This window comes from Pseudomonas sp. 9.3L (genome assembly GCF_058536285.1).
Map to the genome: position 1 here is coordinate 1 of NZ_JBZUBK010000002.1, position 24,697 is coordinate 24,697.

The following is a 24,697-nucleotide window of genomic DNA, read 5'->3' on the forward strand; positions in this document are numbered from 1 at the left end:
ATGAAAGTTACAGCAGTGATTGCTGGTAAAGGCGGCATCGGTAAGTCTACGACAGCCATGAACCTGGGTGCTATCTGCGCTGATGCCGGTTTGCGTACCTTAGTCATAGACGCTGATCCGCAGCCTTCGGCTTCCTCATTTTTCCCTATGGAGCACAATGCGCCATGCGGATTCTACGAGCTGATTTCGCGCAATGAAACGCGTCTGGATAAGGTCATCTCTCGCACCAAAATCCAGAACCTATCCATCATCTACAGCGACGATCCTACCGCGTCATTAGTCCAGATGATGCTCAATGCTCCAGATGGACGCCTTCGGTTGAGAAACCTGGTCAAAGCCTTCGCAGATTTCGACCTGGTGATAATTGATACCCAAGGGTCCCGTTCGGTTCTCCAGGAAATGGCAGTCTTAGCGTCAGACTTGGCGCTTTCACCGATACAGCCACAAATGCTCTCGGCCCGTGAGTTTTCCAGGGGTACCGGACAGCTCTTCAGGGACCTTGAGGCCTTTTCGTCGTTTGGCATCACCATTCCAAAATGCAAGGTCGTCATCAATATGATGGACCATACTGCTGATGCCAAACTAATCGCTAAATCCATCAGGGACAATTTCAACCAAGAGCCTTTCAGTGTTCTGGAAAACGTCATCCCAACTGCAGTGAGCTTCCGAAGTGCTGCAACCCAAGGCATGCCTGCTCACCGCATTGAGCCTCGTAATCCAACAGACAGAAAAGCAGGCTCTGCATTGGATATCATGCGCGCTCTAGCTATTGAGCTCTATCCAGAGTGGACTGATCGCTTCTCCGCACTGACTGCTGAGCGTGTCGAGGCACTGGTGAGAGGTGCTATGTGATGCCAGCCGAATTCGAAGTCACGCTCGATTCCCTATCGACTACCGGCGATTTGGTTTTTACGGTTGGTACGAGTGAATACAGGCTGCCCATTGTTGATGGCACAGTTGGATTGTCACCTGCGCGTCCTTCTTCAGATGCTGAGTGGAGGCTCCAGATGGGTTTGCGAGGCCGCTTGAGTTTCACTTTGCATCCAACGATTTCCTCCCCTGCCCTGTTTAGTTTTTGCGCTTATAAAGACCAATCCTGCGCCCGCATGTTTTCGCTCGATGATGCAAGTGTGACCGCAGGGCAAAACTTCATAGGGTGGAGGAGTTATATGAACCCCTTTGGATTTCTGGCGAAAAGAACTTCGCCGGTAGGGTGGAATTGATACAATCCCCCTGCCCCTTTGGCTCTGCCTCATATTGTTGAGGTAGAGAATAATAGTCTGCGCAGATTAGCGGCACAGTCCATAAATTATTTATTGGACCAGCGTACTGATCTGTAGACGAAACCCAAACTGGGGAAATCTAATGAATGCTCAACTGCTAAAACATAGCGGTGATACCCAAGCACGGCCCGTCGCGCAATTAAGGGATGTCGAGCTGTTTGAACTGAATCAATTGATGATGAAACTGTACCAGAGCAACGTACCAGAGCCAGTTTGTGGACGGCTCGCTAAGGTTCTTGAGCTGATTGCAGACCTTGGGTATATCGCACTGGATATACCACGCCCGCTGAACCTTGGCGAGCCAGTTACCGCCACTAGAATGTGCCCGCCCAGAGTACTGCTTCATTTTTTTTGGGGAGTATGGCTACCTGCATACTGCAGAAGAACTGAGCGTTTCCCATCCGGTTCAGAAAATACTGCCTCAGGTAGTCTGTGCACTGTGGTTCTTCAATTACCAGAGAAGAAAGCTTCACTAGCAGACGTGCTCCTTGACTTGAGCATTCGGCTCGAAGGGCCTGGCATCGCCGAAATTGTTCACCTGGAACCAGGTGATACGGCACAGCACCGTGAGTCACAAGAGACGGAGTCTAGGCCATGAAAGGTACATCTTCGCTCCACAATGTGCCTTCTGAGACTGGCCCCGCATGTGATTCAACGAACGGTGAAATGATGATCAAGAAAAATAATCGGTTCCCCCTCAACTTTCCTGAGGGTATGCGTGAAAGGATTCTCGCTCACGCTAGGGCTAACTATAGAACAATGAACGCTGAAGTTATCCATAGGCTTGAATCCGTCGAGGCATTGCAACTGGAGGTCAATCGCCTTAATCAGGCGCTCGATCTTTTTGTTAAACCAATGATGGAGAGCGCTCATGTCTAAGAAGCCCACCCTTGAACAAGTCGGCGCGTCGTTGCTGACACCAAACTTCAATGTTAGTAAAGCTCCAAGTGGGCCAGCAGCTCCTGCAGATCCTGTAACCGAGACCCCAATGGTGGTCGCACTTGGACAGGTTCGCCCTTACGACAGCAACCCGCGTACCAAACGTAACCCGCAATATGAAGAAATCAAGGAATCTATACGCACACGTGGTCTCGACCAGCCGCCGCCGATAACCCGCCGTCCAGGGGAAGAGTTCTTCATCATTTCCAATGGCGGCAATACGCGTCTGGCGATCATGAATGAGCTTTACTCTGAGACTAAAGACGAAAAATTCCGGTCATTCAATGCTCTTTTTAGACCTTGGAAAGGCGAAATCAATGCGTTGACCGGACACTTGGCTGAAAATGATATTCGCGGGAATCTCTCTTTCATTGAGAGAGCCCTTGCGATTGAAAAGGTCCGGGAATTGTATGAGCAGCAAGCCGGGGGAGCGTTGTCACAACGCGAGCTTGCAAAACGTCTCAAGGCGGATGGTTATAAAATATCGAACTCACAGATCAGCCGTATGCAGGATGCTATTCGCTACCTTCTTCCTGCCATCCCTAACCTTCTTTATTCGGGTTATGGCATTGATCCCGCCGTTAAACTGATCGGCCTGTACAAAGCAGCCAACGCAGCATGGGCCAAGTACGCTTCGGACAATGCGTCATTGCCTTTCTTCGATCTATTCACAGAAACGCTCAATACCTTTGACGATCCCTCAGTCGCCCCCGATTTCAAACGTATCCAAGACGAGTTGACTGGGCAGATGGCGCAAGCTCTCGGTATTGATTATGAGCTTCTGACGCTCGATATGATTGAAGAAGGCGCGAGGTCGCGGTCGCAGGACAATGTTCTGTCACCACCCAATGTCACTGGTGAAGTAGCATCAACTCCTGCTCCCAACACTGCAGGGCCTTCGCTTGATGAGGCAGACGAGGATGCCCCTGGAGGCGTCCCCGCCTCCAGTATGGTATCTCCTGATACACAATCCTCTGGTGCGTCGGATGCTGCGTCAGATCCTGAACGGGACTCATCTGAATCAAGTCAAGGCTCTGATCAACAAGGCGCGGTAGCTCCTATCAACGCCCGACCAACAAGTCCCAAGTCATGGAGCATTCCGCTCTCAGTTGAAGAACCAGCTGGATTGCGTGCCAACATGGCTACGCTTGCTACCGAAATTGCAAAGGCTGTTGGGCTTCCAGGATCTATTGTGACGGTCGATAGCGGAGCTGGATTCTTCTATCAGCAGCCGGGTGCTGATCAAGACAACAAGCTTGATGCACGGGCTGAGTCAATTCTAGCTTTCATGCATTCTCTTTCAACTGCCTTTCTGGGAATGGAAAGTCGAGCAAGTGAACTAGGGGAAAACCTTTCTTTAACTCGTATGGTTCCCTTGTTATTGGGAACGCCCGCTGTAGTAGATGGAGGCCAAGCCTCCTCTAGCGAACGCTTGAGCGACGGAGACGTTATCAAATTATTCAGTTTGATTCGCTTGGCAAGGCGCCTCATGGACCATGAAATGGATTTACGTCTCGGGGAGTAGTAAAACATGGCTAACTCAAATTCGCAGCAGCCTCTAAATCAGGCCATGGTTCAGCAAATACTTCATTGCCTTCAAGCGGGTCAGATTCGAAAGTGCCATGCTATGGGCCTGAATGATGACCTTCTGAAAGCATTTGAAAACGATCGGTTCGTAAGGGCACTTTCCAATTCGTCGGTATGTTGGGTTGTCCCTCAAATCCAACCAGCAGTTGTGGAGCGTCTGATCACACGCTCGGTACAGCAAAACGAACAAAATCAAATGATCGATCGAGCGCTTATTCTCGGCGCTTCAAACACGCTTATCTGCCAATTGTTCGGCATGACAAATGAAGAAATCGCTCACCGTAGAAAGGTGCTTGGTGTTCCCCAGCGCAAAGGCCGTTGGCCGATTTTGAGTCAACAACTTGAACATGCAATCTGGCATCGATGGGTCTACCTGGCCAAGGAAAATGACGTCAGTCATGACAACCTGCTGGCTCAGCTCGACGTCGTTATCATGATTGCTGAAGAGTATTCATCCATACCTTTGGAGGATGGCTCTGTGGTTTCGCTGGCTCAGATATGGAGAACCCTGCAAGAAGGCATCGAGCATGGTATGGATTAATTCATCTCAGTCATTCCGCTCTGTGGATCAGACCCAATTAAACGTGATGGGCTGTTCGAACCTCGTGCCCGTCACTACGCAGGTTCCTATGCAGGGCCACCACGTGTTGCGGGCCGCAACATCAGCAGCCTCCAACAGTATCCAAGCGGTGCGCTACACATCGCGCACCTCAACAGTGTTGCGGACCGCAACAGCGCCACTGCGCCTTCCAGGTAATGCAGGTGCGGGCTATAAAAATCAAATTCTTTGAGTTCGGGTTTAGAGCAGACACCAGGCTAAGTAACTGCCTTAATCACCTCAAACAACCGAACTTCACGGTTAGGAGCAACCGATGTCAGACCAATTCCAGCTCAATCTTGGCTCGCTTCGCAGCGCTATGACTTTGGAGCTTCATACCCATCATGCCGCACGCATCTGGCATGGACGCAAGGCCGAAGGAGGGCGAAGCGCAATTTTGGGGCTGACTGGCTTCGTCAATCTGATGAATAGAATGAAGCGTGGCGCTGAGCAAGATGATCCCTACTCTGATATGTGGATCATCCGGATGGAAGAATGCTTGGCCGAAGCTAAACAGCAGATGAAGGAAATCCACGATCAGCTTGATGGGATCATGGCAGCCCTTCCCAAAGCACTATCAATTGGTGACAACCTGAACATTAGTCCCGTCCAGGTGCCGTTATATGTGAACGCCCAGCTTGGCTTCAAAGCTGTATATCTGCTTACCGATTACGACGAGCTCACAAGGCGCCTCCTTCTCGCTCATCACACAGCTCTGATTGGCAGACGAGAAATGGAGCAGTGGATCAATGAGGGATCGAAAATCATACGCAGTGCTTTTGGATTGGCTCAGCAATACAAGTTCTCAGGCGCAACCCGCGACGACATCAAATCCAAAAATGCCAGGGGCCGTGATGCGGTCGAGAAATTTGGTGAACTGCCCCAGGATGTTCTAGAGGGCACTCGGCGCTCTGAGTTTGCGCCACCTATCCTTCGCGGCACCGCTGAAACCGCCTCCGTCGACTCAGATTCCTCTGCAGATGTGGACGATGAGGATTGATCAATGAAACAGGCCGCGGATTCAACGCCCAGGTTCGCATCTCAGCAAACCGAATCACTGAAACAGACAGCCTTCCGGCCCCTGGAATCGACAGCCTATTCAGGCCTGGAACATGCAGCCTCCCTAAAGGGCTTTTTAAAACCCTTTAAGGGTAAGGGGGAGCTGGACCTCTTCGCAGATCGGACAGGCAAGTTGAGAGACGATCTGATGAATCTCGCAATTGAGGATCTCCTATCTCAGGCAAGTCAGAACCCCTACTCAATGTTGCCTGTTCAGTTGATGCGCCAAACAACGGATGCCGGCACGGTCTTTCTCAGATGGCGTCGAGTTGACCGAGCCAGGATGGGCGTTAAGGTCTGGGAAGAGTTGATGGCGAGCGAGAAGACTCCATCGTCCCTTATACAAGGTTTGTATGAGATGGAGATTCAACGTATCGCTATCAATATGCAAATCAGTCTGGTTCATACGCTATCGCGCCAGGCGACTGAGTGCGCAGAGAAGATGGGATCAGCAGAGATGATTATGCAGGATAGATTAGCCAGTGGATCAACAGCCGAAGCGAGGTAAAAGCGCATGAGTACGACATGGTCAGGTGAGGGCAATATTGGTCAGGATCCGGAATTCAAGGTTGTGAAGACCAGTAATGGGGAACGCACGTTGCTCGAATGCAGCGTGTATTTCGACAACCAGGTTCCTGTAGGTGATCAGTTCGAGGACCGTGGTGGGTTTTGGGCGACGGTTGAGTGGTGGCATCAAAGCGCTGAGGCTTTCTCTAAGGTCTTCAAAAAAGGTATGCGGGTCCTCGTACCAGGTACGTTGATAATGGACACATTCCAGTCCAACGGTGAAGACCGTGCCCGCATGAAGGTACGTGCTGAAAGGATTGCCTTGCTGCCTTACCGAATCGAAAACGTGACCATGGCTCCGCCCCGTGGACGCGAGAATTCCGCTCATTGATCTGTTGCGGCCCGCAACACGATTTTGGTATTGAAAAATTGTGACGTTGCCCGAGCCGTTTGGTACTCGCTCATAATAGTGGTGAATAACACTGCTTTATCTTTTTCAAACGTAAGTCAGGTTCTAGGCCACTGGCCTAAGCCGTATTCAGGGAGCACTTAGATGGAAGGTTCAAAGCTTATATTTGGTCTGCTGGGAATTGTAATTCTCAGCTCTATAGCTGGTTGCGGTAACAACCAGGTCAGCTATGGAAACCAGTGTATGACTTGCTTCGATAACCCCATGACAGGCAAGCCAATGAACTATGACCCTGCTGCTCATTCGAATAAGGTCGTCAGCACGTCTAATGGTCTTGATCCTGCAATGCGTAGTAGCTCTACTTCTCGACCTATTGGCTGGGATGAAATACAACTCAATTATGCAAGCGACGTGGATAGTGTCGCTATGCGTTTGAAAGCTGCATTCGATTATCAAACGCGTGACGAAGCAATCGCCCAATCTGGAAACGTAGGCAAGACAATGTTTGATAGCCCTGCTTACGCGTATAGCGGTAACAGTGGCTCGTATTACTTTATGAAGCAGCCTTATGCTCAAGGCATTATCTCTACAACGGTAGCGAAGCAAGGAAGTGGAGCGCGGGTTGTCATCACCTACGACCAAATGCAAACAGGGGGTAGCGATGCCCAATCTGTTATGAAACGCATTAAAGCCAAAGCTGAAACTGCGCTGCGTTAAGGGGGTTTGAGTGTCGAGCTTTGCCATACGCAAACCGCCGCTCTTAAAACACGTCGTGTTCGATGGACACGACTATGGGTTGACCATGCAATATCTTGAAGGCGCTGGCCGGCTTCTGGCTCCAGTCGGTGGTTCCTTCATCCGTAATGAACAACATCCTTTCTTTCGTGCGTGGCGTATACCCAAGAGCAAGCTTCACACTGAACCTGAAGAGCTTTTCAATGGGCTCATTGAGCTAGGCAACGGGAAATGGAAGGAAACCTTCCAAAGTTTTGTACAGAAGCTCGATGAAGCAAGAGCCCATCCTAGGCTGGATGCGTTCACCTGGGGCTTGAAGATTAGGCTCTTCCCCGTAGCGGATGGTGGCACGCTTTCAATCGGTGACTACCACCCCGCCATCGTCAATTTGTACCGCTCGCTTCGTGGGATTTTCCTACCTCCTATGAAGGGTTGGAGGCTAGACAGCTCGCAAGAAGCGATCATGTATCAGCTTGTTGAGCTGCTTGGGATGGACGAGTCTCAGATCGAGCTTTCAGATGTCGAGCAATCACTACACAGTGATGGAGCCGTTACAGTCGCCAGCGACATTGTAACGCTCAAAGTCGGCGGCGATGTTCCGGAGCGCCTAGGCCAGGCGGAGGACGGGGCTAATGAGGTCTACCTGGCAAATGTCGCCTCGATCGAGGTAAGGCAGTGGGATGAAGCCGAGCTATCCGAAGCCATATCCAGTTTTGAACTGTATGACTATCAAGTCACTGGTGTGCGATTTCTGCTCACCCGCAGCAGTGCGTTATTGGCAGACGATATGGGGCTTGGCAAGACACGTCAGGCCCTAGCAGCTGCAGCCATTCAGGCGCGAGGGGGCCGGGTTTTAGTGATCACTTTGGCTAGCTTGATCCTGAACATTGAGCGTGAGATCCGTATGATCCAGCCTGAAGCAACTGTGGCATCGCAAGTGGACAATCCCGCCTGCCAATGGGTGGTCACAAACTACGAACGTCTAAAGGTCTTCAGCAGCATCGCTGGAACATTTTCTGTAATGATCATTGATGAGGCTCATCGGCTCAAAGAGCCTACAACCGAATGCACCCGTCATGCGTTCGATATTGCGGCAAAGATTCCCAACCGCTACCTGCTAACCGGTACGCCAGTATTGAACCGCGAGTCAGAGCTCCATACCTTACTCAGGCTTTCAGGACATGCGATTGGCCAAATGCCTTTGCGCGAGTTTTGCGACGAGTTTGCTGGAAGCAAGGAGTTTCGGATGGCGCTACGGGGCAGGCTTTCGGACTGGATGCTCCGAAGACGTAAGGATGTTCTTCCCCAGCTAAAAGGGAAGCACCGGCAGCCATTCATGGTCGAGCTCGACGACCATTCCAGGCTAGCTTATCAAGCAATCCTGTCCAGCGACGGCGGGCCACTTGTACGGCTCGGCAAGCTACGTCGACTATTGGAGGATGCCAAGGTCACACGAGTTATGGAGTGCATCGCACAACTCAGCCCAGACGACAAAGTAATCGTGTTTTGTGAGTTTCAGGATTCGGTTGCAGCTATTGCCGCACAATGTGAAGCGTTGGGGTTGGGCTATGTGACCCTGCTAGGTAGCCACCTCCCCGCGCGAAGACAACGGGCAGCCGATCGTTTTCAAACAGATCCCGAGTGTAGAGTTTTCATAGGTACCACCAAAGCGGCCGGTACCGGGATCAACCTGACCGCAGCCAATTATGTAGTTTTCTGCAGTTTGCCGTGGACACCTGCACTGCAAGCTCAGGCTGAGGACCGTGCCTATCGGAACGGACAATTGCGGTCGGTGTTTGTGCTGATCCCACTCATAGAGTCTTCAATAGATCAGCACCTTTGGCAGATGCTTGAGGGTAAACAGGCGCTGGCCAGCGACCTGGTTGAGCCTGATGCCGCAGAACACGCAGTGATGACTGCGATTTCGGGCACTGTATAGCGTTTCCGAGAGGGTGTTGCGGGCCGCAACACCATGCCAGGTAGATCAGCAGCACTATCTTGTTGATCGCTATAAAAGCCGTTTTTTTCGTTTAGGTTTTCCCCTGTATCTAGGCATACGTGAGTGCAATGGTCTGCCTATATCTATGCGGAGATCTAAGCATGCGAGTCGTCCTTTGTGAGAAACCATCCCAAGCATCCGACATCGCCAAGGTCATAGGCGCAACCAGGCGCGGTAAGGGATTTTTCGAAGGCAATGGATTGATTGTGACCTATGCGATTGGCCATTTAATGGAGAACGCGACTCCTGAGGACTACGACGAGAAGTACAAGAAGTGGTCGATCGAAGACCTCCCGATAGTGCCCTCTCGCTGGAAGATGAAGGCTAAGAAAACCACAGCTGCCCAGCTCAAGATCGTTACAGACTGGATCAGAAAAGCAGAGTCCGTAGTGATTGCGACTGACCCTGATCGCGAGGGTGAGCTCATTGCATGGGAGATCCTGGAGCACTGTAAGTACAACGGCCATGCCGAACGTATGCTGCTCTCAGCTCTAAACCAGGCATCTATCAAGCGAGCTTGGAGCAGCCTTCGACCTGCACAGGAAACTGTCCTGTTGTACCACTCAGCGCTCGCCAGAGGCCGCGGGGATTGGCTGGTAGGAATGAACCTTTCTAGGCTCTTCACCCTGTTGGGCCGCAATGCCGGATACTTCGGCGTGCTTAGCATAGGACGCGTTCAAACACCGACATTGCGAATCGTGGTAGATCGCGATCAGGCGATTCAGGCGTTCGTCCCCACAGCTTATTGGGACATCATTTTGACCCTGCAGGCCGGTGACGTGACCTTTAAAGCTAAGTGGACGGCTATGGAAGATTATGCTGATGGCCACGGTCGCTGCATCTCCGAAACTGCTGCTAACGCCGCGCTCAAGACAATGACAAATGCTGGTCATACAACCGTTGCCGAATCCAAGACGGATCGAGTTACCGAGTCTGCGCCTCTGCCTTTCAGCTTGAGCTCACTGCAGCAAGCCTGCTCACGTGTATTAGGTCTTGGCGCGCAGGAAACACTCGATATAGCACAGGCGCTGTACGAGACTCACAAGGCCACGACCTATCCGCGAGCTGATACAGGTTACCTGGACGAGTCGATGCATGATGAGGTGCCTTTGATCTTTGAGGCGCTCGTTGCTACTGACTCTTCTATAGCAGGCAGAGTGCAGGGGCTGGATGCTGGGATGAAATCCCGGGCATGGAATAGCAGCAAGGTGACCGCTCACCATGGAATAATTCCCACGATTGAGCCTTCCAGAATAGATGGCATGTCGGAGAAGGAAGCCGGGGTATACAGATTGATCCGGGCACATTTTCTCGCTCAGTTTATGCCGTCCTATGACTACCTGAAGACAGTAATCATTTTCGAGTGTAGTGGTGAGAGAGCCATCGCCAATGGTCGCAAGATCCTCTCTGAGGGCTGGAAAGTGCTGCTGGATAACAGCGACCAGGACGAGGATGCCGAGGAAGAGAGCCGCAATGGCCGTCAGACGCTACCAAACCTCAATTCTCATGATCGAGCAGTGGTCATGGCGGCTCGCAGCGAGCGTCTGATGACGACACCCTTGAAATATCTTAGCGAGGGTGACCTGATTGCCGCGATGAAGGGGGCAGCCAAGCTTGTGTCCGATCCTCGATTGAAACAGAAGCTCAAGGATACGACGGGTATCGGAACCGAGGCGACCCGCGCCGGCATCATCCAGGGGCTAATTGAGCGTGGTTTTATCATTAAGAAGGGGCGCACGTTGCGCGCCACGGAAGCGGGTTTGTCGCTGATTGCTAGCGCGCCAGAAGCAGTAACTAACCCAGGAATGACAGCTATCTGGGAGCAGGCTCTTGATATGGTGGAAAGCGGCGCAATGACGCTCGACGATTTTGTGTCAAAGCAGTCAATGTGGGTGAGTCAGATGGTGAAGAAATATGCTTCAACTACGCTCACTTTCAATCTCGAAAAGGGGCCGGAATGCCCCATATGTCAAAACACGACGGTCAAAAAATCCGGGGATAAGGGTCTCTTTTGGGCTTGCAGTAAATACCCTTCTTGTCGCGGAACGGCTTCAGTAAGCGGCGATGGAAAAAAACCGAGGAAACGTAAAAAAGCAGCTTGAATCTCAATGATTTGCGATTGCTTGAGAACCAATAGCAAATGGATATAACGGATCCTAATTTTATGCTGTTTTTTGGTTGGAAATCGTTTGTGTATTGCCTCCAAGGCTTGCACGTCCTCAAGCCTACTTCCATAATCAAAGGTGAATCACCCCGCTGGCTACTGTCGGTCATCAGTAGCACCCTGGAGCCGTATGTGATTGATACTTGCCTCCGGCTCCAAACCCATAGCGCGCTTAACTCCGGGAAGGGCGTGCGGACCTTAATTTGTCTCCCTGTCCCACCTCTCACTCAGCCGTCAAACTAAGTGAATAGGGAAGATATAGGCATCAGGTTCGGAGTACGTTAGTCCTAGGGCCTTACAGGTGTGAAGGCCCTCCCTATTAAGAACGTGTTGCTGCCGTAGGGTGCCCTAAGCGTCGAGATACGACGTTTAGGACACCCTACGGGTGCAGCGATATTCTATGCCGGTGCCCGCCGGTGAAATACTGGGCTCCCTTTGTGCACGGATGTGTGCCTGACGATACTGACTCAAGCCACGACAAGAGTCGGGTGACTGCTCGCGAACAGGTTGATAGCCAGGAACCTGCGTGACCCATCATTGTGGTTAGCTTTTGTTAGCCGAAGGGATTCCCCTTCGGCTGCTATTCCCTCTCCTCTTTAAGCCCCGCCTCTGTAGATCTGCCTCGCGCCAAACCCTCCCGATTTGTGAACCATTCCCTTGACGAACCCTGCAGTAATTCAACATGATCTGGTTGTGTTCTGCTGACGTTGTCAGCTACATGCCCACGCAGCCATGATCTTTTAGGTTGCGATGTGTCTTACGACACATGATCAAACCCAAGTTCGCTAAGCATTCGGTAGCGCGAACGGTTACTAGCTCTGCTAGTGATGAATGCACACTCCTTACCTCGCGGGGATCAATCCTTTCCCGCCAGGGCAGGTGCGACTCCGCATTTTCTGTTGGAGACTCACCATGTCCGGTTCTTCTCTCGGTTTTTCGGCAGGCTATCAAGCCGGCCTGGTCGTACGTTCGCTGCTCAACAGCTTTCGTGCTGCCGTAACCATCCCTTCCCAGCTTCCCTGTGAGTTCGAAGTCCCAGACTACGAGAAGCTTTCTACAACCCCAGCAATGGTTCGTCGCGATATCGATCTTGCCCAATGGCAGGCCGAGAATTTGCACGAATTGCCGCAAATTCCTGAGGACTGGGATTGCGATTCTTCTCCAGGAGTTTTGATACCGTTGCATCATGCTCCGTCGATCAAATTTGGTCCGCTCAACGACCTGATCTGATCTGTTTCACAAACCGGATGCGTCTGGATAGGCGCTTCCGGCTTTACACAAAGGATTCCAAATGAAAATCATCCAGAAAAAAGCCGTCGCCGAGGACTTGCGAAAAATTGGTACGACAGCAATCGCTGCTGCACTGATCAGCATTTTCGTTACAAACTTCTCTCTTCTATCGGCTTGCGCCATGGTTGTAGGGGTTGTAATGTGGCTACTCGGCATTTTCATGACAAAGGAGGAATGATATGAGCCATGAAATGGCTGGTATCGCGATTCTCATGTTCATGTTTTTCTCAGTAGGTGGTGTAGGACTCTATGCCAGCTGGCCTGACCTAAAACGTGCGCTTCAACCACGTCACTGACGTGTTGACCCGGCGATAAACCCCCCCTCTTGGGGGTTTTTTTTGTCCAAATTTCAGACTTGACAGACGTGATTTATTCAATGAATCTAAATGCGTATTCTGCTGGCGTTGTCGGCAAATCGCCCAGGTAGCCATCGATCTTTGAGGCTACGATGCTTCGGCATTGATCACCCAAGTTCGCTAAGCATTCGGTAGCGCGAACGGTTGCCAGAGATGGTGACGAATGCATACCTAACCTACGGGAGAGATCTCCCTTAGGGGGTATTTCTCCTTTGTAAACAGGAGAAATACTGTGGAATACACCAATCAATCCAGGTTTTCAGACCGCTATACCGTAGGTTTAATTGTCTGCTTGGACGTAAGAACGCGCTTCGAAAAAGCATTGATCTGGGATAGCGTTGAGTCTCAATGCTTGATAACAGAAGATGCTTTGCACCTGGGATATCGTTCACGTATGTCAGAGGATACTGAACAGATACCTGCGCTTTTTCGTAATGTACCAATGCTTTCTAGGGCCTTCCGGAGAGGATGGAACCAAGCGGATGAATGCATTGAAATGCAGCATTGCAGGGGATGCCAAGGCTCGAACGGAGATCCTTGCCCTTCGCATGGTTGATTAATACCTAAAAGCTTCATGCTCTACTTCTAAGATTTTCCACCTAACCCATGCGGGGATCACTCCCGCCAGGGACAGTGTTTCTCCGTTTTCTGTTTTTGGAGAGCTCACATGTCCCAGACCAACGAAACTAAGTTTTTCGACCTGCACACCACCGGCATTGGTTATCTAAACCGCATTCGGGAAGTGAAACCAAAAAAGGGTAATAGCTTTCTAGCTTGCACAGTAGCTGCTTTGCATGGCGCAATTGCTAATGCCGAGTATTCCTACATCGATTGTGTTGTCTCGGGCGCTGACGCTCAAAAGTTGGTACGTCGGTGCTTTGCAGCAGTCGAAGCCAAGAAGAAGGTGCTCGTCAACTTCCGCATCGGTGACATCTGGTGCGATGCTTACCTCAAGGATGGCGAGCCCCGTGCTCAAATCAAAGGTCGGCTCCTCTACATCGGTTGGATCAAGATTGATCAAGAGGTTGTCTATCGCGCTCCACAAAGTGATGAAGGTCATGAGCCTTTAGAGGATCTGACGCAGGATACGAATCAGGATATGTCTCACGACGCATCGGGTTCGCATTGTGCCGAAAGCCAACAGGCTCACTGCCTTGCCTGAATCATCACCACCCCCTCAAAGAGAACATTCGTTCTCTTTGGGGAATGATTGTCGGACCTTCAATCATGAACCACTACATCCAGTTATTTGACGATATCGCCTGTTCGATTCCAGGCCTAAAGTCTCACCTTACCTATTGCCAGCTTCGTAGCTTCATTCTGGAGTCTTTATCCGGGACAGATGAGGCTTTAGCTGGCTTTAGTGATTTTGAAGCATTCTACAATTGGTTCGACGTGTATATGCACTACGAGCAAGCTGACTGCGATAAGCCTGTCGCTTGTCACAAGCTGCTGCTGGAGCTGGTTTTTCAGAGCCTGCAGGATGAGTAGGCTGTTGCGGCCCGCAACACTCTGTGAAACACACGATCAACCTTGATAGGCTACTAACCGCACAGACTTGACCTCCAAAACCCATTGGGAAACGCCTCCCATTGAGTGATGTGTCTCCTCACTAGGAGGCCAGCTGCGTACTCTGAAATGTCACGTGTTGCGGCCCGCAACAGTCGTTGTGACTTCGCCGCATCAATAGGGGCTTCTGCCCCTTTTTTAGCTGATATCCAGGACGCGTACGCGCCTTACTCACTATCGAAAACCCATGGGACAACACCTCCCATTGGGGAAGTGTTGTCCCTACCAGGAGAGCACTTATGTCTACCTTCACTTCACTAATTACCTCGACCATTGGCGAAAGCCGTGGGGTTGCAAGACTCTGGCTGGAAGGTCAGAAGCTCCTGCGGGCGGGGGTCAAGATTGGTTCGATGTACACCTTGCGAGAGAACGCCTCTCTGCGCCGTCTTGAGCTTATCCCTACAGTAGGGACGACACCTGGCTTTATGGTTTCCAAGCGCGAGCGCAATGGAGTTGTTACTCCGCTATTGGAGATCCGAAGCGCTATTTTACGAAAGGTCTTTGCGACGGCTGAAAAGGTCCGGGTAGTTATCCGCCTTGGCTGCATCGTGGTGACCGCCATCGACAAGGACGTTCGTATACAGGAACGGCTGGATCGGTTGCAGGCAAAACTCGTGAAGGGCGAAACACTTGCGGTATGTAGTCTGTTTCATGGCGGAGGTGTTCTGGATCGAGCTATCCACAATGGATTGCTTCGGGCCGGTGTTAAATCATTCGTGCAGGTCGGCGTTGAGCTAGAAGGTCAGTACCTGGATGCGAGTTTGCGCAATAACCCAATGCTGTGGACTGACCAGTCAATCGCCATCTGTTCTGACATACGGAATGTTCGTCGAGGCTTTGATATTCCCAAGTGCGAAATAGTGGTGGCCGGAATTCCGTGTACCGGAGCCTCACGGGCAGGAAAAGCGAAGAACAAGCTAACGGCTACGGAGGAGCACCCAAGCGCCGGTGCGTTGTTTGTAGACTTCCTAGACTTTGTTCGGTACGCCAATCCTGCCGTGGCGATCATCGAGAATGTGCCGGGCTATCTCACCAGTACCTCGATGATGGTGATCAGGTCTGTTCTTGATGGTCTGGGTTACAAACTCTTCGAGTGCGTTTTGCGCGGAGCAGAGTTCGGTGCATTGGAAGATCGCGAGCGGATGACTGTCGTCGCTTATACCGACAATGCCATGTCCGATCTGCAGCAGCAGGACATCACGCCGGTGCGTGTGAAGGAGGCTTCACTGGGATCTGTACTGGAGGACTTGCCACTCGATGATGAGCGCTGGAAACCCTATGCCTACTTGAGCGATAAAGCGATCAGGGATAAAGCTGCCGGCAAGGGTTTCGCCAGGCAACTGATAGGGCCTGCTTCGGTGGCCTGCGGTTGTATTGGCCGGGGGTATGCCAAGGCAAGATCAACCGAACCGTTTATCCAACATCCGGTAGATCCGGGCCTAAGCCGTCTATTGACCAAGGAAGAACATGCCAGCGTGAAGACGATCCCTAAGGAAATAGTTGCGGGGGTCAGTGACACGATTGCTCATGAAATTCTAGGGCAGTCCGTCATATTTGCGGCTTTTGAAGCGCTAGCACAGGCTATTGGAAGGATGATATGGCGTGCCTTGGGCGATCAAGGACAGAGAGTTGCTTAACCAAGGGGCCATAAGGCCCCCTTTTTTATTGACTTCGAAGCGTGCTTTTACTAAAAAGAGAGCAGGTTCGCTGTCGTTGACAGTACCTCCCAGGTAGCCACGATCTTCAAGGCTACGGTCACTTCGGTGATGGTCGACCCAGAGTACGCCAAGCATCCGGAAGCGCGTAAAGTCACGAAAGTGATGGATGCATGTTTGTTTACCTACCTACCCCATCGGGATCATCATCCCGATCCCGGGCGTGGTGCATCTCCGATTCAGGAGCTTTCACCATGACCCGCACTATCCTCACCCCAGAGCAAGCTCACGTCCTGTCTCTACCTGTAGTTTTCACACCTAAAGCTTGGCGCCAAGCTGTTGATATTGATCAGCCAAAGAGTACGTCTGAGGTTGCACAACGTCTAGCTTGGACAGTGAGAGCAGCATGGCACGCTTTTATGGAAGATCCTTGTGCTGAAAGCGTTGAATTCAGCATCTACCGTTTTCCACCGGAAGGTGGACGGAGTCACAGGGTTTTCCTTGCACTAAAGGCCGAACGTGTGAAAGCCCCCAGGGCTGATTTTTGGCATATGGAAATTTCGCTGAAATTCGAAATTCCTGCTGCCTGAACCCATATTTTTGCACATCGATTGGTATGCATTGCTCACCTAAGGAGATCCCTGTGTCTGCACCTATTGGAAAATTAGCCCAGCAATACCTTGGTGAAGAGCTTCCTCTGGAAGTTCTCAAGAGTGGCGCAGGGTATTACATCGGTACGTTCAGCATCGAAGAAGGACCTACCTCTCGGGAGTCGCTTGAGTACTTTCCTACAAAAGCCGACGCTTCACTTGCCTTGAAGGATAGCAATTGGACCCAACGAGCTGATCCTGACCTTTAACCGCGAGGCTGTACCTCTTATTGGTTCAATGCTTCAACTACTGCGTGGAGACCTCCATGCGGAGTCTCCACGTTAGGAGGCTCTATGATCACCGTCCCAGGCCAATTGGCCATACGGACCATTTCCGGACGTCATGGCGATTTCAACGTCGGAAAGCTCTACACCTCCTTTGGTGAGTTTGCCGTGAAGGATGCTGCACTGGATCAGTACAGCGAAGGCAAATATGACGGCCAGTTCATCATCACCGAAATCAAGTCAGCGTGCTATCAAGGTGCTGGTCGACTCGTAGTTGAGGTCCGTGCATCCCTTGGCGGAATGACCCTCGACGGCCTGGACAATCTGACTGATGAGGAAACCGATGCTCTGGAACACCGGGAGCACGATCCAATCGAGGAAGAAAGCTCTGCCGCTGCACCTGCGGAACCTGTGAAGGTAGCTGCCCCGCGAGTTGTTAGCGCGCCGGCACTCTCTGATCCTGACGACATGACGCCGTTCGGAATGAGCATACCTACACCCCCAGTACCCCAGGTCGAACAGTCGGTCGACTCCACCGATGAGCTGCTTTTTGGCTCGCTATGGCCGTTGGGTCATACGGTGAAGATCGATCCTACAGTGAGTCGGCAATTGATCCGAGACCAGTGTCGTCGTCTGACCGAGCTTGGTTACGAACTAGATTTCCGCAACCAGACTTGGTCACTGGCCAGCTAGTTTCCCCCCACCACGCTGTGACCTATCACAGCATCACTCCCGGCCGGGTCTTTGCCCAAACGGGAGAGGTCCGGCCATTTGTTAAGGATCTGCCAATGGTCTGGCTCTACTACACACCAAGCAACGAAGAGCTGATGATTTGGAGGAAAGGCTAATGGCTACCGACATTCGTGAATGGACGGGAGTACCGGTAGGTAAGCTTCCTAACAAGCAGATTTTGATGGTAGCCCCAGCCCACTGCATCTTCATGTGTTCATCTGTTTCGTTGTTCATCAGTCGTTATGGCGAGATTGCAGTCTCTCTGGCGGAGCATTACGTGAAGAAGGCCTCTCACCGCAAAGCAGTAGCAAATGCCTTCGGATATAGCTCCCATGCAGATGCGTATGCAGCCTGGCAGGCCTATCAACACGGCGCTATTCCGTTCTAAGACCGTAGCGAGCTGTTTCGCCGCAGTAGAACTCACCACATCGTCCGTAAGGACTACTTCACCCAATGGGCGACCAACCCATCCGGGGCGGCGCCCTTTCTTTTTTCTGAAAGGCGATCGCCATGCCCCACTTGTATACCGTGGACGAATGTCCCGATCTGTTTGTAGATGCTTGCGTATGCGACGAGCAGCGCGGCCTGGTGTTTATGTCTGCATGGGGGAGAGATACCGTCGTGCAGGAATTTTTCGCTAGGTTGACCTTGGCCTCAAGTGAAGGTGGGCTTGAGCATTTTCACGTCGTTCACGAACAACGGTCCTTGCCGGTGTATGTGGGCAACGTGAACATGCTCGACAAGCGCACCACTCGGACTTTCAAGCGCACTTTGTTCGGTAGCCTCGTACATCTGTGGATCTTCGACAAAAGGGTTGCCAAACCGGACCTTGCGAACCATACCGCCTTTGCGTTGCTTCCCCCCGGCCAGCACATGTCCGAGGAAATGCTTTGGCCACTGGTACGCGAGACCTGCCCTCTACCTCTACTCGATCACTGGCGTGAACAGGTTCTGAGCCTGCTACACCAGTTGCAGATGCTCTCCGCACTCCCTGCCCCGTTAGGGCCTGTCAAGGCATGGCGATTGTCGCTGCGTCTCGATGAGCTTGAAACCCACCTCGGCCAGCTAATCCGTCAACAGCTTCTTACTACCACAACACAGCGGGCCTAGCCTGCTGTGTCCTTTTTTGGAGGCTCCATGGGACTCATGTTTCCTAGGTTGGCACGCAACTTCGCCAAAAATGGCTATTACCCTACCGATGAGGCAACGCTTGAGCGGGCCCTGGGTGCTTTGCAACCTTCAGCAGGCACGATGCGGATCATTGATCCCTGTGCCGGTGAAGGGGTTGCGATTGCTGAGGCCGCCCATGTTCTAGGCCGTGATTCAGTCCAGGCCTACGCTGTCGAGTACGACAGAGATCGAGCAAGCCATGCCAGAGAAATGGCTGATCAGGTACTGCAGGGAGATCTATTCGACACCATGATCTCTCGCCAGTCCTTTGGTCTGCTCTGGTTCAATCCACCCTACGGCGACCTAGTTGCCGACCACAGCGGAGCATCGCAGTATCAGAGCAAGGGCCGGCGCCGGTTAGAGAAGGTGTTCTATCAGCGCGCTATCCACTATCTGCAGTACGGCGGTGTCATGGTGTGCATTGTTCCCAATGGCTGCTTGGACGCAGAATTCAGCAGCTGGTTGTGCAATCATTTTTCAGACCTTCGGGTCTATCGCGCACCAGAGCAGCAATTTCGGCAGATTGTGGTATTTGGCGTCAGAACTAAGCGCAAGGATCAGGACCGTACTCTCCCCCAAGGAGAGCTCAAGGACCTGTTGCTAAGCATTGGTAAGGGCGACACGCAGCCAGATGAACTGCCGGTCGACTGGACGCTTGATCCCTATCAGGTTCCTGCAGCCACTGGCGAGTTGGAGCACTTCTACCGCGTCTCTTTAGAGGCATCGCAGTTCGCTGAGGAAACCACTCGCCTTTCAGGCTTGTGGCCCGACTTCGGCCTGCACTTTCACCACATGGGCGTACAACCGCGCCCACCGGTTCGTGCGTTGTCCTCCTGGCATTTAGCGCTTGCGCTGGCGGCCGGGGCCATTTCGGGTGTTGTCACGTCCAAGGCCGGCAGGGTTTTGGTGCTCAAGGGCGATACCTACAAGGAGAAGTCACGCAAGACCGAGTTCACCGAAAATGAGGATGGCACAGTTTCGGAGGTACGCATTCTGACTGATCGTTTTATTCCAGTGATCCTGGCATGGGACATGACGCCTGGATCGGCTTCCCTGGGACGGATCATGAAGATCACCTCAACGGCAAAGGCTGAAGAGCCTCCGCCGATAGAAACCCCTGAGACAGCCATGCAGGACGTTCGAGCTTCTGTGGCAGGCTCCAAGTTTCCTTCGGGAAGTCTGGTGTTTAGCAGAGGCGTAAACGATGTGGTTGCCGATGGGTTTCTAAATCCAGCGCCTTATATTCGTCGGCATTTTGCCGGGGACTGGGGGGATTGCTGTGACGAGGACAAGAGTTCCAACGATGCTGCCCTGCGGCTGGGCAACCGTCTGTTCTCGGTCTACGACATCGATGTCGAAGCCGAGACCAAACTTTGGATTATCACAGAGGCGGATAGAAGCGTGACTACGCTGCTGTTCCCCTCCGAGTACTAGACCCTCTCAGCAATCCTGCTGAAAACCCATACGGGCCTTTGCCGCGCCCGTCTGGGGTCGTGCATGCCCGTTATCTGGAGTGACTGACATGCACGACCAAACCACCCAGCAAGACGCGGCTCTGTCCATTGACCTCAACGATTTCGTTGCGGAATTTGGCGAAGAGCTGCTTGCATCGCTAAACCAATCCAATCCCCCGGTGTATGGGGGAAATGGCTCGCGCACTCGCCAGGCCGTGATGGCTTCGCTCAAGAGAAAGCCCTTTCCAGCTCAATCGGAAGTCGTGCAGGCCATGGCTGCCCTTCTGCTGGATAAAGGCGAACAAGCCGGCGTGATCAATGCCGAAATGGGGACAGGGAAGACAATGATGGCAATAGCTGTAGCAGCAGTGCTGTACCAGGAAGGCTATCGGCGCTCGCTTATCGTCTCCCCACCGCATCTCGTCTACAAATGGCGTCGGGAAATCCTTGAGACTGTGCCTAATGCACGTGTCTGGGTTCTCAACGGGCCTGACACGCTTACCAAGTTGCTTAAACTGCGTGATCAGCTAGGTCTGGCTGATGATGGCAAGCAAGAGTTCTTTATCCTCGGCCGCGTTCGCATGCGCATGGGGTTTCACTGGAAGCCGGTATGTGTCACCAAGCAGATCGGTCAGATGGTTGTAGCAACCTGCCCAGGTTGCTTCGGCAACCTCCTAGATGACGACGGCAACTACCGAACCGTGGAGCAGTTCATGCTCGACGCTAGGCGCCAAAGCTGCCCCGCGTGTGGTGAGCGTCTCTGGTCGTTGTTAAGGGCAGGTAAGCCTGATGCCGGTAATCGTCGTTCAATCATCCTTAAATCGATGTGCCGGATTCCAACCATCGGCCCAGTGAAAGCGGAATCGCTGGTCAACCAGTTTGGGGAAGATTTTCTCGCCTCGATGCTGGCCGACAACGTCCACGAGTTCATCAATCTAATGGATCGTGAGGGCAATTTCGTTTTCAGCGACAAGCAGGCCAAGCGCATGGAGCGTGCGATGGCCAACATCGAGTTTGGTCTGGGTGAAGGTGGCTATCAGCCTACCGAGTTCATCAAGCGGTACTTACCAGACCATACTTTTGACCTGCTTATCGTCGATGAGGGGCATGAATACAAGAATGCAGGTTCCGCCCAGGGGCAAGCCATGGGCGTACTTGCTGCCAAGGCCCGCAAGACCTTGTTGCTGACCGGGACCTTGATGGGGGGCTATGCCGATGATCTTTTCTACCTGCTATTTCGGATCATTACTCGGCGCATGATCGAGGATGGGTACCGGCCGAATAGTCGGGGAAGCATGGCACCGGCTGCCATGTCGTTCATGAGGGAGCACGGGGTGTTGAAAGACATCTACACGGAGAAGGACGACCGTGCGCACAAGACCGCTCGCGGCAAGGCGCTCAGTGTCCGGTCAGTGAAGGCTCCAGGATTTGGTCCCAAGGGCATCTTGCGCTACGTGCTGCCCTTCACGGTATTCCTGAAACTTAAGGATATCGGGGGCAACGTCCTGCCGTCCTACGTCGAGCAGTTTGTAGAGGTCGACATGGACGACGAGCAGGCGGGAGCATATGCGCGTCTTGCAGGCAGCCTTACCGCTGAGCTGCGGCAAGCCCTAGCTCGACGGGATACGACCCTGCTAGGTGTGGTGTTGAACGTGTTGCTGGCATGGCCCGATTGCTGTTTTCGAGCTGAGACCGTCAAGCATCCGCGGTCTCGGGAGTTACTAGCGTTTGTACCTACCATTTTTCAGGAAATGGAGCTGATGCCCAAGGAACGCAAGCTTGTGCAGTTGTGCCAGGAAGAGAAGGCCCAAGGCCGCAAGGTGCTTGTGTACTCGGTTTACACAGGTACCAGGGACACCACAGCTCGCCTCAAGATGATTCTGGAGGGTCAGGGGCTAAAGGTTGCAGTGCTGAGGGCTTCAGTTGACACGGCCCGCCGTGAGGACTGGATTCTCGACCAGGTGGCTCGAGGCATCGACGTATTAATCACAAACCCGGAGCTGGTCAAAACAGGTCTTGATCTGCTCGACTTTCCAACCATTTGCTTCATGCAGACAGGCTGGAACGTCTACACCTTGCAACAGGCAGCTAGGCGCTCATGGCGTATTGGGCAAAAGCAGGCGGTTCGTGTGGTGTTTGTTGGCTATGCCAAAACCTCGCAGATTGCTTGTCTTGAGCTTATGGCAAAGAAAATAGCAGTATCACAGTCGACCTCTGGCGATGTGCCCGAGTCCGGCCTCGATTCGCTCAATCAGGATGGTGATTCAGTAGAAATGGCTCTCGCTCGGCAACTAGTCGCGGGTTGAGTATCCTTATAGCCCCCTAAGGGGGGCTTTTTTCATATCTGAAAATCTCGCAATTTTTCAGTTTCAATCAGCACACTACTGATAGGTAATTAGGCAATGCACTTCAAAAAAACCGCTCTTCTAGCAATGTGCTCCTTCGCACTCTTGGGCTGTGGACCCAAGACCAAGATCGACTCTGGAACCACCATCACTGCCACTCTTTGGCAATTCGCAAGCTCAGATACGTTTTTTGCAGGCGATTTGGCTGTGAGTAATGATGAAAAAACTCAAAGGTCGCTGAGAGCTATGAAATGTGAGGTCAATGTTGCGTACCGCTTCAACCCAATAACGCACCTTCATGAAGCAAATAGGGCAACGCTGTCATGCGAGAAAAAAGACATGGTCAATTTTGCGATTGAGCTATTCGGACCAGACGGTCAGCCAGGTATAGCAACGCTTAAGGTTGGTGATCCTATCGTGATCAAGCTTAAAGAGACGGTTACAATATAACCCTTTCCTTAGCCAAGCCTGTGCTAGAACGGATTTTGATGAGCAACAGAGGATTGCTGGTAGGGTCCGGTTAGGTGCAGGCCAAAAATAGGTTCTGATCAATATCCCATTTATTGCTGCGCAGATTGACGCAGTTATCCATCGTAGAGGCCATATTGGTGTGAGGGCTTCACGATGAGTATCCCGATTGCTGCTTCGCAGCGGTATGGCCTGGCCAGCGCGGCACTGGCCCTATTGGTTCTGTCAGGCTGCGCAACGGGAAAAAACGCCGGCACAACTGCTCTGGCTACCAGTGCCCAGGACGGCAGCCGTATTCCTGAACAAGTCCGTCCGGACCTGTATCCCAAGGGCGCTACACCGATTCCAGAGCCGGTCGTCCGTTACGGTCGTTACACTCTAGTCAGTACTGAGCCCGGGGCCGAACAGCGCGACCTACTTAGTCAGATCATCAACGTTACCATCCCTCAGTCCATGACCCCGAACGTGCATGAGGCGATGAGCTACGTCATGCAGCGTTCTGGCTATGGCCTTTGCCCTGCCCAGGGGGATGTGAAAGTCCTCTATGGACTACCTCTCCCCGCCTCCCAGTACCAGCTCGGCCCGATGACACTTCGAAATACCGTTCAGATCCTCGCAGGTCCCGCCTGGCAGGTAGTAGTCGACGAGGTGTCTCGCAACATCTGTTTCGAAAAGCGCCAAGGCTATGAGCGAATAGCGCGAGTAGCAGCTAGCTCATCTAGTGCTCCTGCAGGAGGATTCGCACATGACTGAACAGCTAAGCGCACTCCCTCAGGAGCGTCAGGAACGTCGGCTAGGTGTTGATCGTCGAGCTCAAGTTCCTAAATCCAAGGCTCCAGCTCTAGCAGTTTGCGGCGCACTGCTGCTGCTTGTGGGCTGGAATGGCTATCAGCAGGTACAGATCAGTCACATGGGGGATGCCGATCAAGCAGATCGACAAGAATTAGCGATCAAGGGTGTCAATGAGCACATGACATTGCTTGCTGAAGAGGTAGCGACCGTCAGCGACAAACAGAAAGACGTGATGCTACGTACCGATTTCGCTGTCGCCCAGCAAGAGCTGAAAAACCAAGTTGAAGACCTCAAAGCTAAAATGGTCGGGACGCAACAAACCGGTAGCGAATCACCGGATTTTCTGGCCTTCAAGGCACAAATTGAGTCCATCCAGACTGCTCTTGAAGCTATGGACAAGCGCGTGAATGTTCTTGCCCAGAGACCTGTAATGGTATCAGCGGCACAGCCGGCTAAATCTCGTCCTAAAACTCCCTTGGTCGTTGCGCAGCGTCCAGTAAAACTGAGCCCTCCCTTTCAAGTGATTGGCTTTGAGATTCGTGGTGGTGAGCGCTTCCTATCAGTTGCCCCTAATGGCAGTACACGCCTTGATCAGATTTCTCTGATACGCCCTGGCGATACCCGCTACGACTGGCAGCTGCGCAATCTAGGCAGTACCACCGCCGAGTTTGAAGTCAACGGCACTACTCAGGTTTTGACGCTTCAGTGAGTG

At 52.3% G+C, this 24,697-nt stretch carries 27 protein-coding genes; all 27 read left to right on the forward strand.

Features of this window, described 5'->3' with window-relative positions; translation table 11 throughout:
• Window positions 1–852, forward strand: an 852-nt coding sequence (locus AC4LE2_RS21130; protein WP_491828205.1) for a ParA family protein, incomplete at its 5' end; no start/stop codon positions are given.
• The gene (locus AC4LE2_RS21135) at window positions 852–1,223 is read left to right on the forward strand and encodes a hypothetical protein (RefSeq protein WP_491828206.1); all 372 of its coding nucleotides are present in this window, start codon (window positions 852–854) and stop codon (window positions 1,221–1,223) included. The genes AC4LE2_RS21130 and AC4LE2_RS21135, both read left to right, overlap by 1 nt.
• A 142-nt stretch (window positions 1,224–1,365) precedes the next feature.
• Complete coding sequence (locus tag AC4LE2_RS21140; RefSeq protein WP_491828207.1) at window positions 1,366–1,881, forward strand: hypothetical protein; 516 nt, start codon at window positions 1,366–1,368, stop codon at window positions 1,879–1,881.
• Window positions 1,878–2,162: an Arc family DNA-binding protein gene (locus AC4LE2_RS21145; protein WP_491828208.1), complete on the forward strand. Its 285-nt coding sequence runs from the start codon at window positions 1,878–1,880 to the stop codon at window positions 2,160–2,162. Before AC4LE2_RS21140 ends, AC4LE2_RS21145 begins: the two co-directional genes overlap by 4 nt.
• Window positions 2,155–3,747 (forward strand): ParB family protein, encoded by a 1,593-nt coding sequence (locus AC4LE2_RS21150; RefSeq protein WP_491828209.1) that lies wholly within the window; start codon window positions 2,155–2,157, stop codon window positions 3,745–3,747. The genes AC4LE2_RS21145 and AC4LE2_RS21150 overlap by 8 nt, the downstream gene beginning before the upstream one ends.
• 6 nt (window positions 3,748–3,753) lie before the next feature.
• The gene (locus AC4LE2_RS21155) at window positions 3,754–4,350 is read left to right on the forward strand and encodes a DUF2857 domain-containing protein (protein WP_491828210.1); all 597 of its coding nucleotides are present in this window, start codon (window positions 3,754–3,756) and stop codon (window positions 4,348–4,350) included.
• A 331-nt stretch (window positions 4,351–4,681) separates the two neighbouring features.
• On the forward strand, window positions 4,682–5,407 hold the full coding sequence (locus tag AC4LE2_RS21160; RefSeq protein ID WP_491828212.1) for a PFL_4669 family integrating conjugative element protein: 726 nt from the start codon (window positions 4,682–4,684) through the stop codon (window positions 5,405–5,407).
• Window positions 5,408–5,410: 3 nt separating this feature from the next.
• Complete coding sequence (locus tag AC4LE2_RS21165; protein ID WP_491828213.1) at window positions 5,411–5,974, forward strand: DUF3158 family protein; 564 nt, start codon at window positions 5,411–5,413, stop codon at window positions 5,972–5,974.
• Window positions 5,975–5,980: 6 nt separating this feature from the next.
• Window positions 5,981–6,364 carry a single-stranded DNA-binding protein gene (locus tag AC4LE2_RS21170; protein WP_491828214.1) on the forward strand — a complete coding sequence of 128 codons (384 nt, stop codon included), beginning with the start codon at window positions 5,981–5,983 and terminating at the stop codon, window positions 6,362–6,364.
• Window positions 6,365–6,526: 162 nt separating this feature from the next.
• The gene (locus AC4LE2_RS21175) at window positions 6,527–7,099 is read left to right on the forward strand and encodes a hypothetical protein (protein WP_491828215.1); all 573 of its coding nucleotides are present in this window, start codon (window positions 6,527–6,529) and stop codon (window positions 7,097–7,099) included.
• Between the two features lie 10 nt (window positions 7,100–7,109).
• A complete protein-coding gene (locus tag AC4LE2_RS21180) occupies window positions 7,110–9,056 on the forward strand; it encodes a DEAD/DEAH box helicase (RefSeq protein WP_491828216.1) in 1,947 nt (648 codons plus the stop codon).
• Between the two features lie 161 nt (window positions 9,057–9,217).
• A complete protein-coding gene (locus AC4LE2_RS21185) occupies window positions 9,218–11,218 on the forward strand; it encodes a DNA topoisomerase III (RefSeq protein ID WP_491828217.1) in 2,001 nt (666 codons plus the stop codon).
• A 974-nt stretch (window positions 11,219–12,192) separates the two neighbouring features.
• Window positions 12,193–12,510, forward strand: coding sequence for a hypothetical protein (locus AC4LE2_RS21190; RefSeq protein WP_491828218.1), 318 nt, complete (start codon window positions 12,193–12,195; stop codon window positions 12,508–12,510).
• Window positions 12,511–12,571: 61 nt separating this feature from the next.
• Entirely contained in the window at window positions 12,572–12,748 is a 177-nt protein-coding gene (locus AC4LE2_RS21195; protein ID WP_491828219.1) for a hypothetical protein, read from the forward strand.
• 845 nt (window positions 12,749–13,593) lie between these two features.
• Complete coding sequence (locus tag AC4LE2_RS21200) at window positions 13,594–14,088, forward strand: DUF3577 domain-containing protein (RefSeq protein ID WP_491828220.1); 495 nt, start codon at window positions 13,594–13,596, stop codon at window positions 14,086–14,088.
• A gap of 65 nt (window positions 14,089–14,153) precedes the next feature.
• Entirely contained in the window at window positions 14,154–14,417 is a 264-nt protein-coding gene (locus tag AC4LE2_RS21205) for a hypothetical protein (protein ID WP_491828221.1), read from the forward strand.
• Between the two features lie 317 nt (window positions 14,418–14,734).
• On the forward strand, window positions 14,735–16,132 hold the full coding sequence (locus tag AC4LE2_RS21210; protein ID WP_491828222.1) for a DNA cytosine methyltransferase: 1,398 nt from the start codon (window positions 14,735–14,737) through the stop codon (window positions 16,130–16,132).
• A 272-nt stretch (window positions 16,133–16,404) separates the two neighbouring features.
• Window positions 16,405–16,740 (forward strand): hypothetical protein, encoded by a 336-nt coding sequence (locus AC4LE2_RS21215; RefSeq protein ID WP_491828223.1) that lies wholly within the window; start codon window positions 16,405–16,407, stop codon window positions 16,738–16,740.
• A gap of 53 nt (window positions 16,741–16,793) precedes the next feature.
• A complete protein-coding gene (locus tag AC4LE2_RS21220; protein ID WP_491828224.1) occupies window positions 16,794–17,009 on the forward strand; it encodes a hypothetical protein in 216 nt (71 codons plus the stop codon).
• A gap of 84 nt (window positions 17,010–17,093) precedes the next feature.
• Window positions 17,094–17,717: a DUF3275 family protein gene (locus tag AC4LE2_RS21225; RefSeq protein ID WP_491828225.1), complete on the forward strand. Its 624-nt coding sequence runs from the start codon at window positions 17,094–17,096 to the stop codon at window positions 17,715–17,717.
• 154 nt (window positions 17,718–17,871) lie between these two features.
• Window positions 17,872–18,144: a hypothetical protein gene (locus AC4LE2_RS21230; protein WP_491828226.1), complete on the forward strand. Its 273-nt coding sequence runs from the start codon at window positions 17,872–17,874 to the stop codon at window positions 18,142–18,144.
• A 122-nt stretch (window positions 18,145–18,266) separates the two neighbouring features.
• Complete coding sequence (locus tag AC4LE2_RS21235) at window positions 18,267–18,866, forward strand: hypothetical protein (RefSeq protein WP_491828227.1); 600 nt, start codon at window positions 18,267–18,269, stop codon at window positions 18,864–18,866.
• A gap of 27 nt (window positions 18,867–18,893) precedes the next feature.
• Window positions 18,894–20,360 carry a DUF6094 domain-containing protein gene (locus AC4LE2_RS21240; protein WP_491828228.1) on the forward strand — a complete coding sequence of 489 codons (1,467 nt, stop codon included), beginning with the start codon at window positions 18,894–18,896 and terminating at the stop codon, window positions 20,358–20,360.
• 88 nt (window positions 20,361–20,448) lie between these two features.
• A complete protein-coding gene (locus AC4LE2_RS21245; RefSeq protein WP_491828229.1) occupies window positions 20,449–22,686 on the forward strand; it encodes an SNF2-related protein in 2,238 nt (745 codons plus the stop codon).
• Window positions 22,687–22,782: 96 nt separating this feature from the next.
• Window positions 22,783–23,175 carry a hypothetical protein gene (locus AC4LE2_RS21250; RefSeq protein ID WP_491828230.1) on the forward strand — a complete coding sequence of 131 codons (393 nt, stop codon included), beginning with the start codon at window positions 22,783–22,785 and terminating at the stop codon, window positions 23,173–23,175.
• Window positions 23,176–23,349: 174 nt separating this feature from the next.
• The gene (gene pilL2, locus AC4LE2_RS21255; protein WP_491828231.1) at window positions 23,350–23,946 is read left to right on the forward strand and encodes a PFGI-1 class ICE element type IV pilus protein PilL2; all 597 of its coding nucleotides are present in this window, start codon (window positions 23,350–23,352) and stop codon (window positions 23,944–23,946) included.
• Complete coding sequence (locus AC4LE2_RS21260; RefSeq protein WP_491828232.1) at window positions 23,939–24,694, forward strand: hypothetical protein; 756 nt, start codon at window positions 23,939–23,941, stop codon at window positions 24,692–24,694. Before pilL2 ends, AC4LE2_RS21260 begins: the two co-directional genes overlap by 8 nt.
• Window positions 24,695–24,697: the final 3 nt, after the last annotated feature.

Bases quoted from the DNA above. Each gene is read 5' to 3' on its own strand.
- AC4LE2_RS21135 (WP_491828206.1), top strand. From the start codon at position 852: ATGCCAGCCGAATTCGAAGTCACGCTCGATTCCCTATCGACTACCGGC.
- AC4LE2_RS21140 (WP_491828207.1), top strand. From the start codon at position 1,366: ATGAATGCTCAACTGCTAAAACATAGCGGTGATACCCAAGCACGGCCC.
- AC4LE2_RS21145 (WP_491828208.1), top strand. From the start codon at position 1,878: ATGAAAGGTACATCTTCGCTCCACAATGTGCCTTCTGAGACTGGCCCC.
- AC4LE2_RS21150 (WP_491828209.1), top strand. From the start codon at position 2,155: ATGTCTAAGAAGCCCACCCTTGAACAAGTCGGCGCGTCGTTGCTGACA.
- AC4LE2_RS21155 (WP_491828210.1), top strand. From the start codon at position 3,754: ATGGCTAACTCAAATTCGCAGCAGCCTCTAAATCAGGCCATGGTTCAG.
- AC4LE2_RS21160 (WP_491828212.1), top strand. From the start codon at position 4,682: ATGTCAGACCAATTCCAGCTCAATCTTGGCTCGCTTCGCAGCGCTATG.
- AC4LE2_RS21165 (WP_491828213.1), top strand. From the start codon at position 5,411: ATGAAACAGGCCGCGGATTCAACGCCCAGGTTCGCATCTCAGCAAACC.
- AC4LE2_RS21170 (WP_491828214.1), top strand. From the start codon at position 5,981: ATGAGTACGACATGGTCAGGTGAGGGCAATATTGGTCAGGATCCGGAA.
- AC4LE2_RS21175 (WP_491828215.1), top strand. From the start codon at position 6,527: ATGGAAGGTTCAAAGCTTATATTTGGTCTGCTGGGAATTGTAATTCTC.
- AC4LE2_RS21185 (WP_491828217.1), top strand. From the start codon at position 9,218: ATGCGAGTCGTCCTTTGTGAGAAACCATCCCAAGCATCCGACATCGCC.
- AC4LE2_RS21190 (WP_491828218.1), top strand. From the start codon at position 12,193: ATGTCCGGTTCTTCTCTCGGTTTTTCGGCAGGCTATCAAGCCGGCCTG.
- AC4LE2_RS21195 (WP_491828219.1), top strand. From the start codon at position 12,572: ATGAAAATCATCCAGAAAAAAGCCGTCGCCGAGGACTTGCGAAAAATT.
- AC4LE2_RS21200 (WP_491828220.1), top strand. From the start codon at position 13,594: ATGTCCCAGACCAACGAAACTAAGTTTTTCGACCTGCACACCACCGGC.
- AC4LE2_RS21205 (WP_491828221.1), top strand. From the start codon at position 14,154: ATGAACCACTACATCCAGTTATTTGACGATATCGCCTGTTCGATTCCA.
- AC4LE2_RS21210 (WP_491828222.1), top strand. From the start codon at position 14,735: ATGTCTACCTTCACTTCACTAATTACCTCGACCATTGGCGAAAGCCGT.
- AC4LE2_RS21215 (WP_491828223.1), top strand. From the start codon at position 16,405: ATGACCCGCACTATCCTCACCCCAGAGCAAGCTCACGTCCTGTCTCTA.
- AC4LE2_RS21225 (WP_491828225.1), top strand. From the start codon at position 17,094: ATGATCACCGTCCCAGGCCAATTGGCCATACGGACCATTTCCGGACGT.
- AC4LE2_RS21230 (WP_491828226.1), top strand. From the start codon at position 17,872: ATGGCTACCGACATTCGTGAATGGACGGGAGTACCGGTAGGTAAGCTT.
- AC4LE2_RS21235 (WP_491828227.1), top strand. From the start codon at position 18,267: ATGCCCCACTTGTATACCGTGGACGAATGTCCCGATCTGTTTGTAGAT.
- AC4LE2_RS21240 (WP_491828228.1), top strand. From the start codon at position 18,894: ATGGGACTCATGTTTCCTAGGTTGGCACGCAACTTCGCCAAAAATGGC.
- AC4LE2_RS21245 (WP_491828229.1), top strand. From the start codon at position 20,449: ATGCACGACCAAACCACCCAGCAAGACGCGGCTCTGTCCATTGACCTC.
- AC4LE2_RS21250 (WP_491828230.1), top strand. From the start codon at position 22,783: ATGCACTTCAAAAAAACCGCTCTTCTAGCAATGTGCTCCTTCGCACTC.
- pilL2 (WP_491828231.1), top strand. From the start codon at position 23,350: ATGAGTATCCCGATTGCTGCTTCGCAGCGGTATGGCCTGGCCAGCGCG.
- AC4LE2_RS21260 (WP_491828232.1), top strand. From the start codon at position 23,939: ATGACTGAACAGCTAAGCGCACTCCCTCAGGAGCGTCAGGAACGTCGG.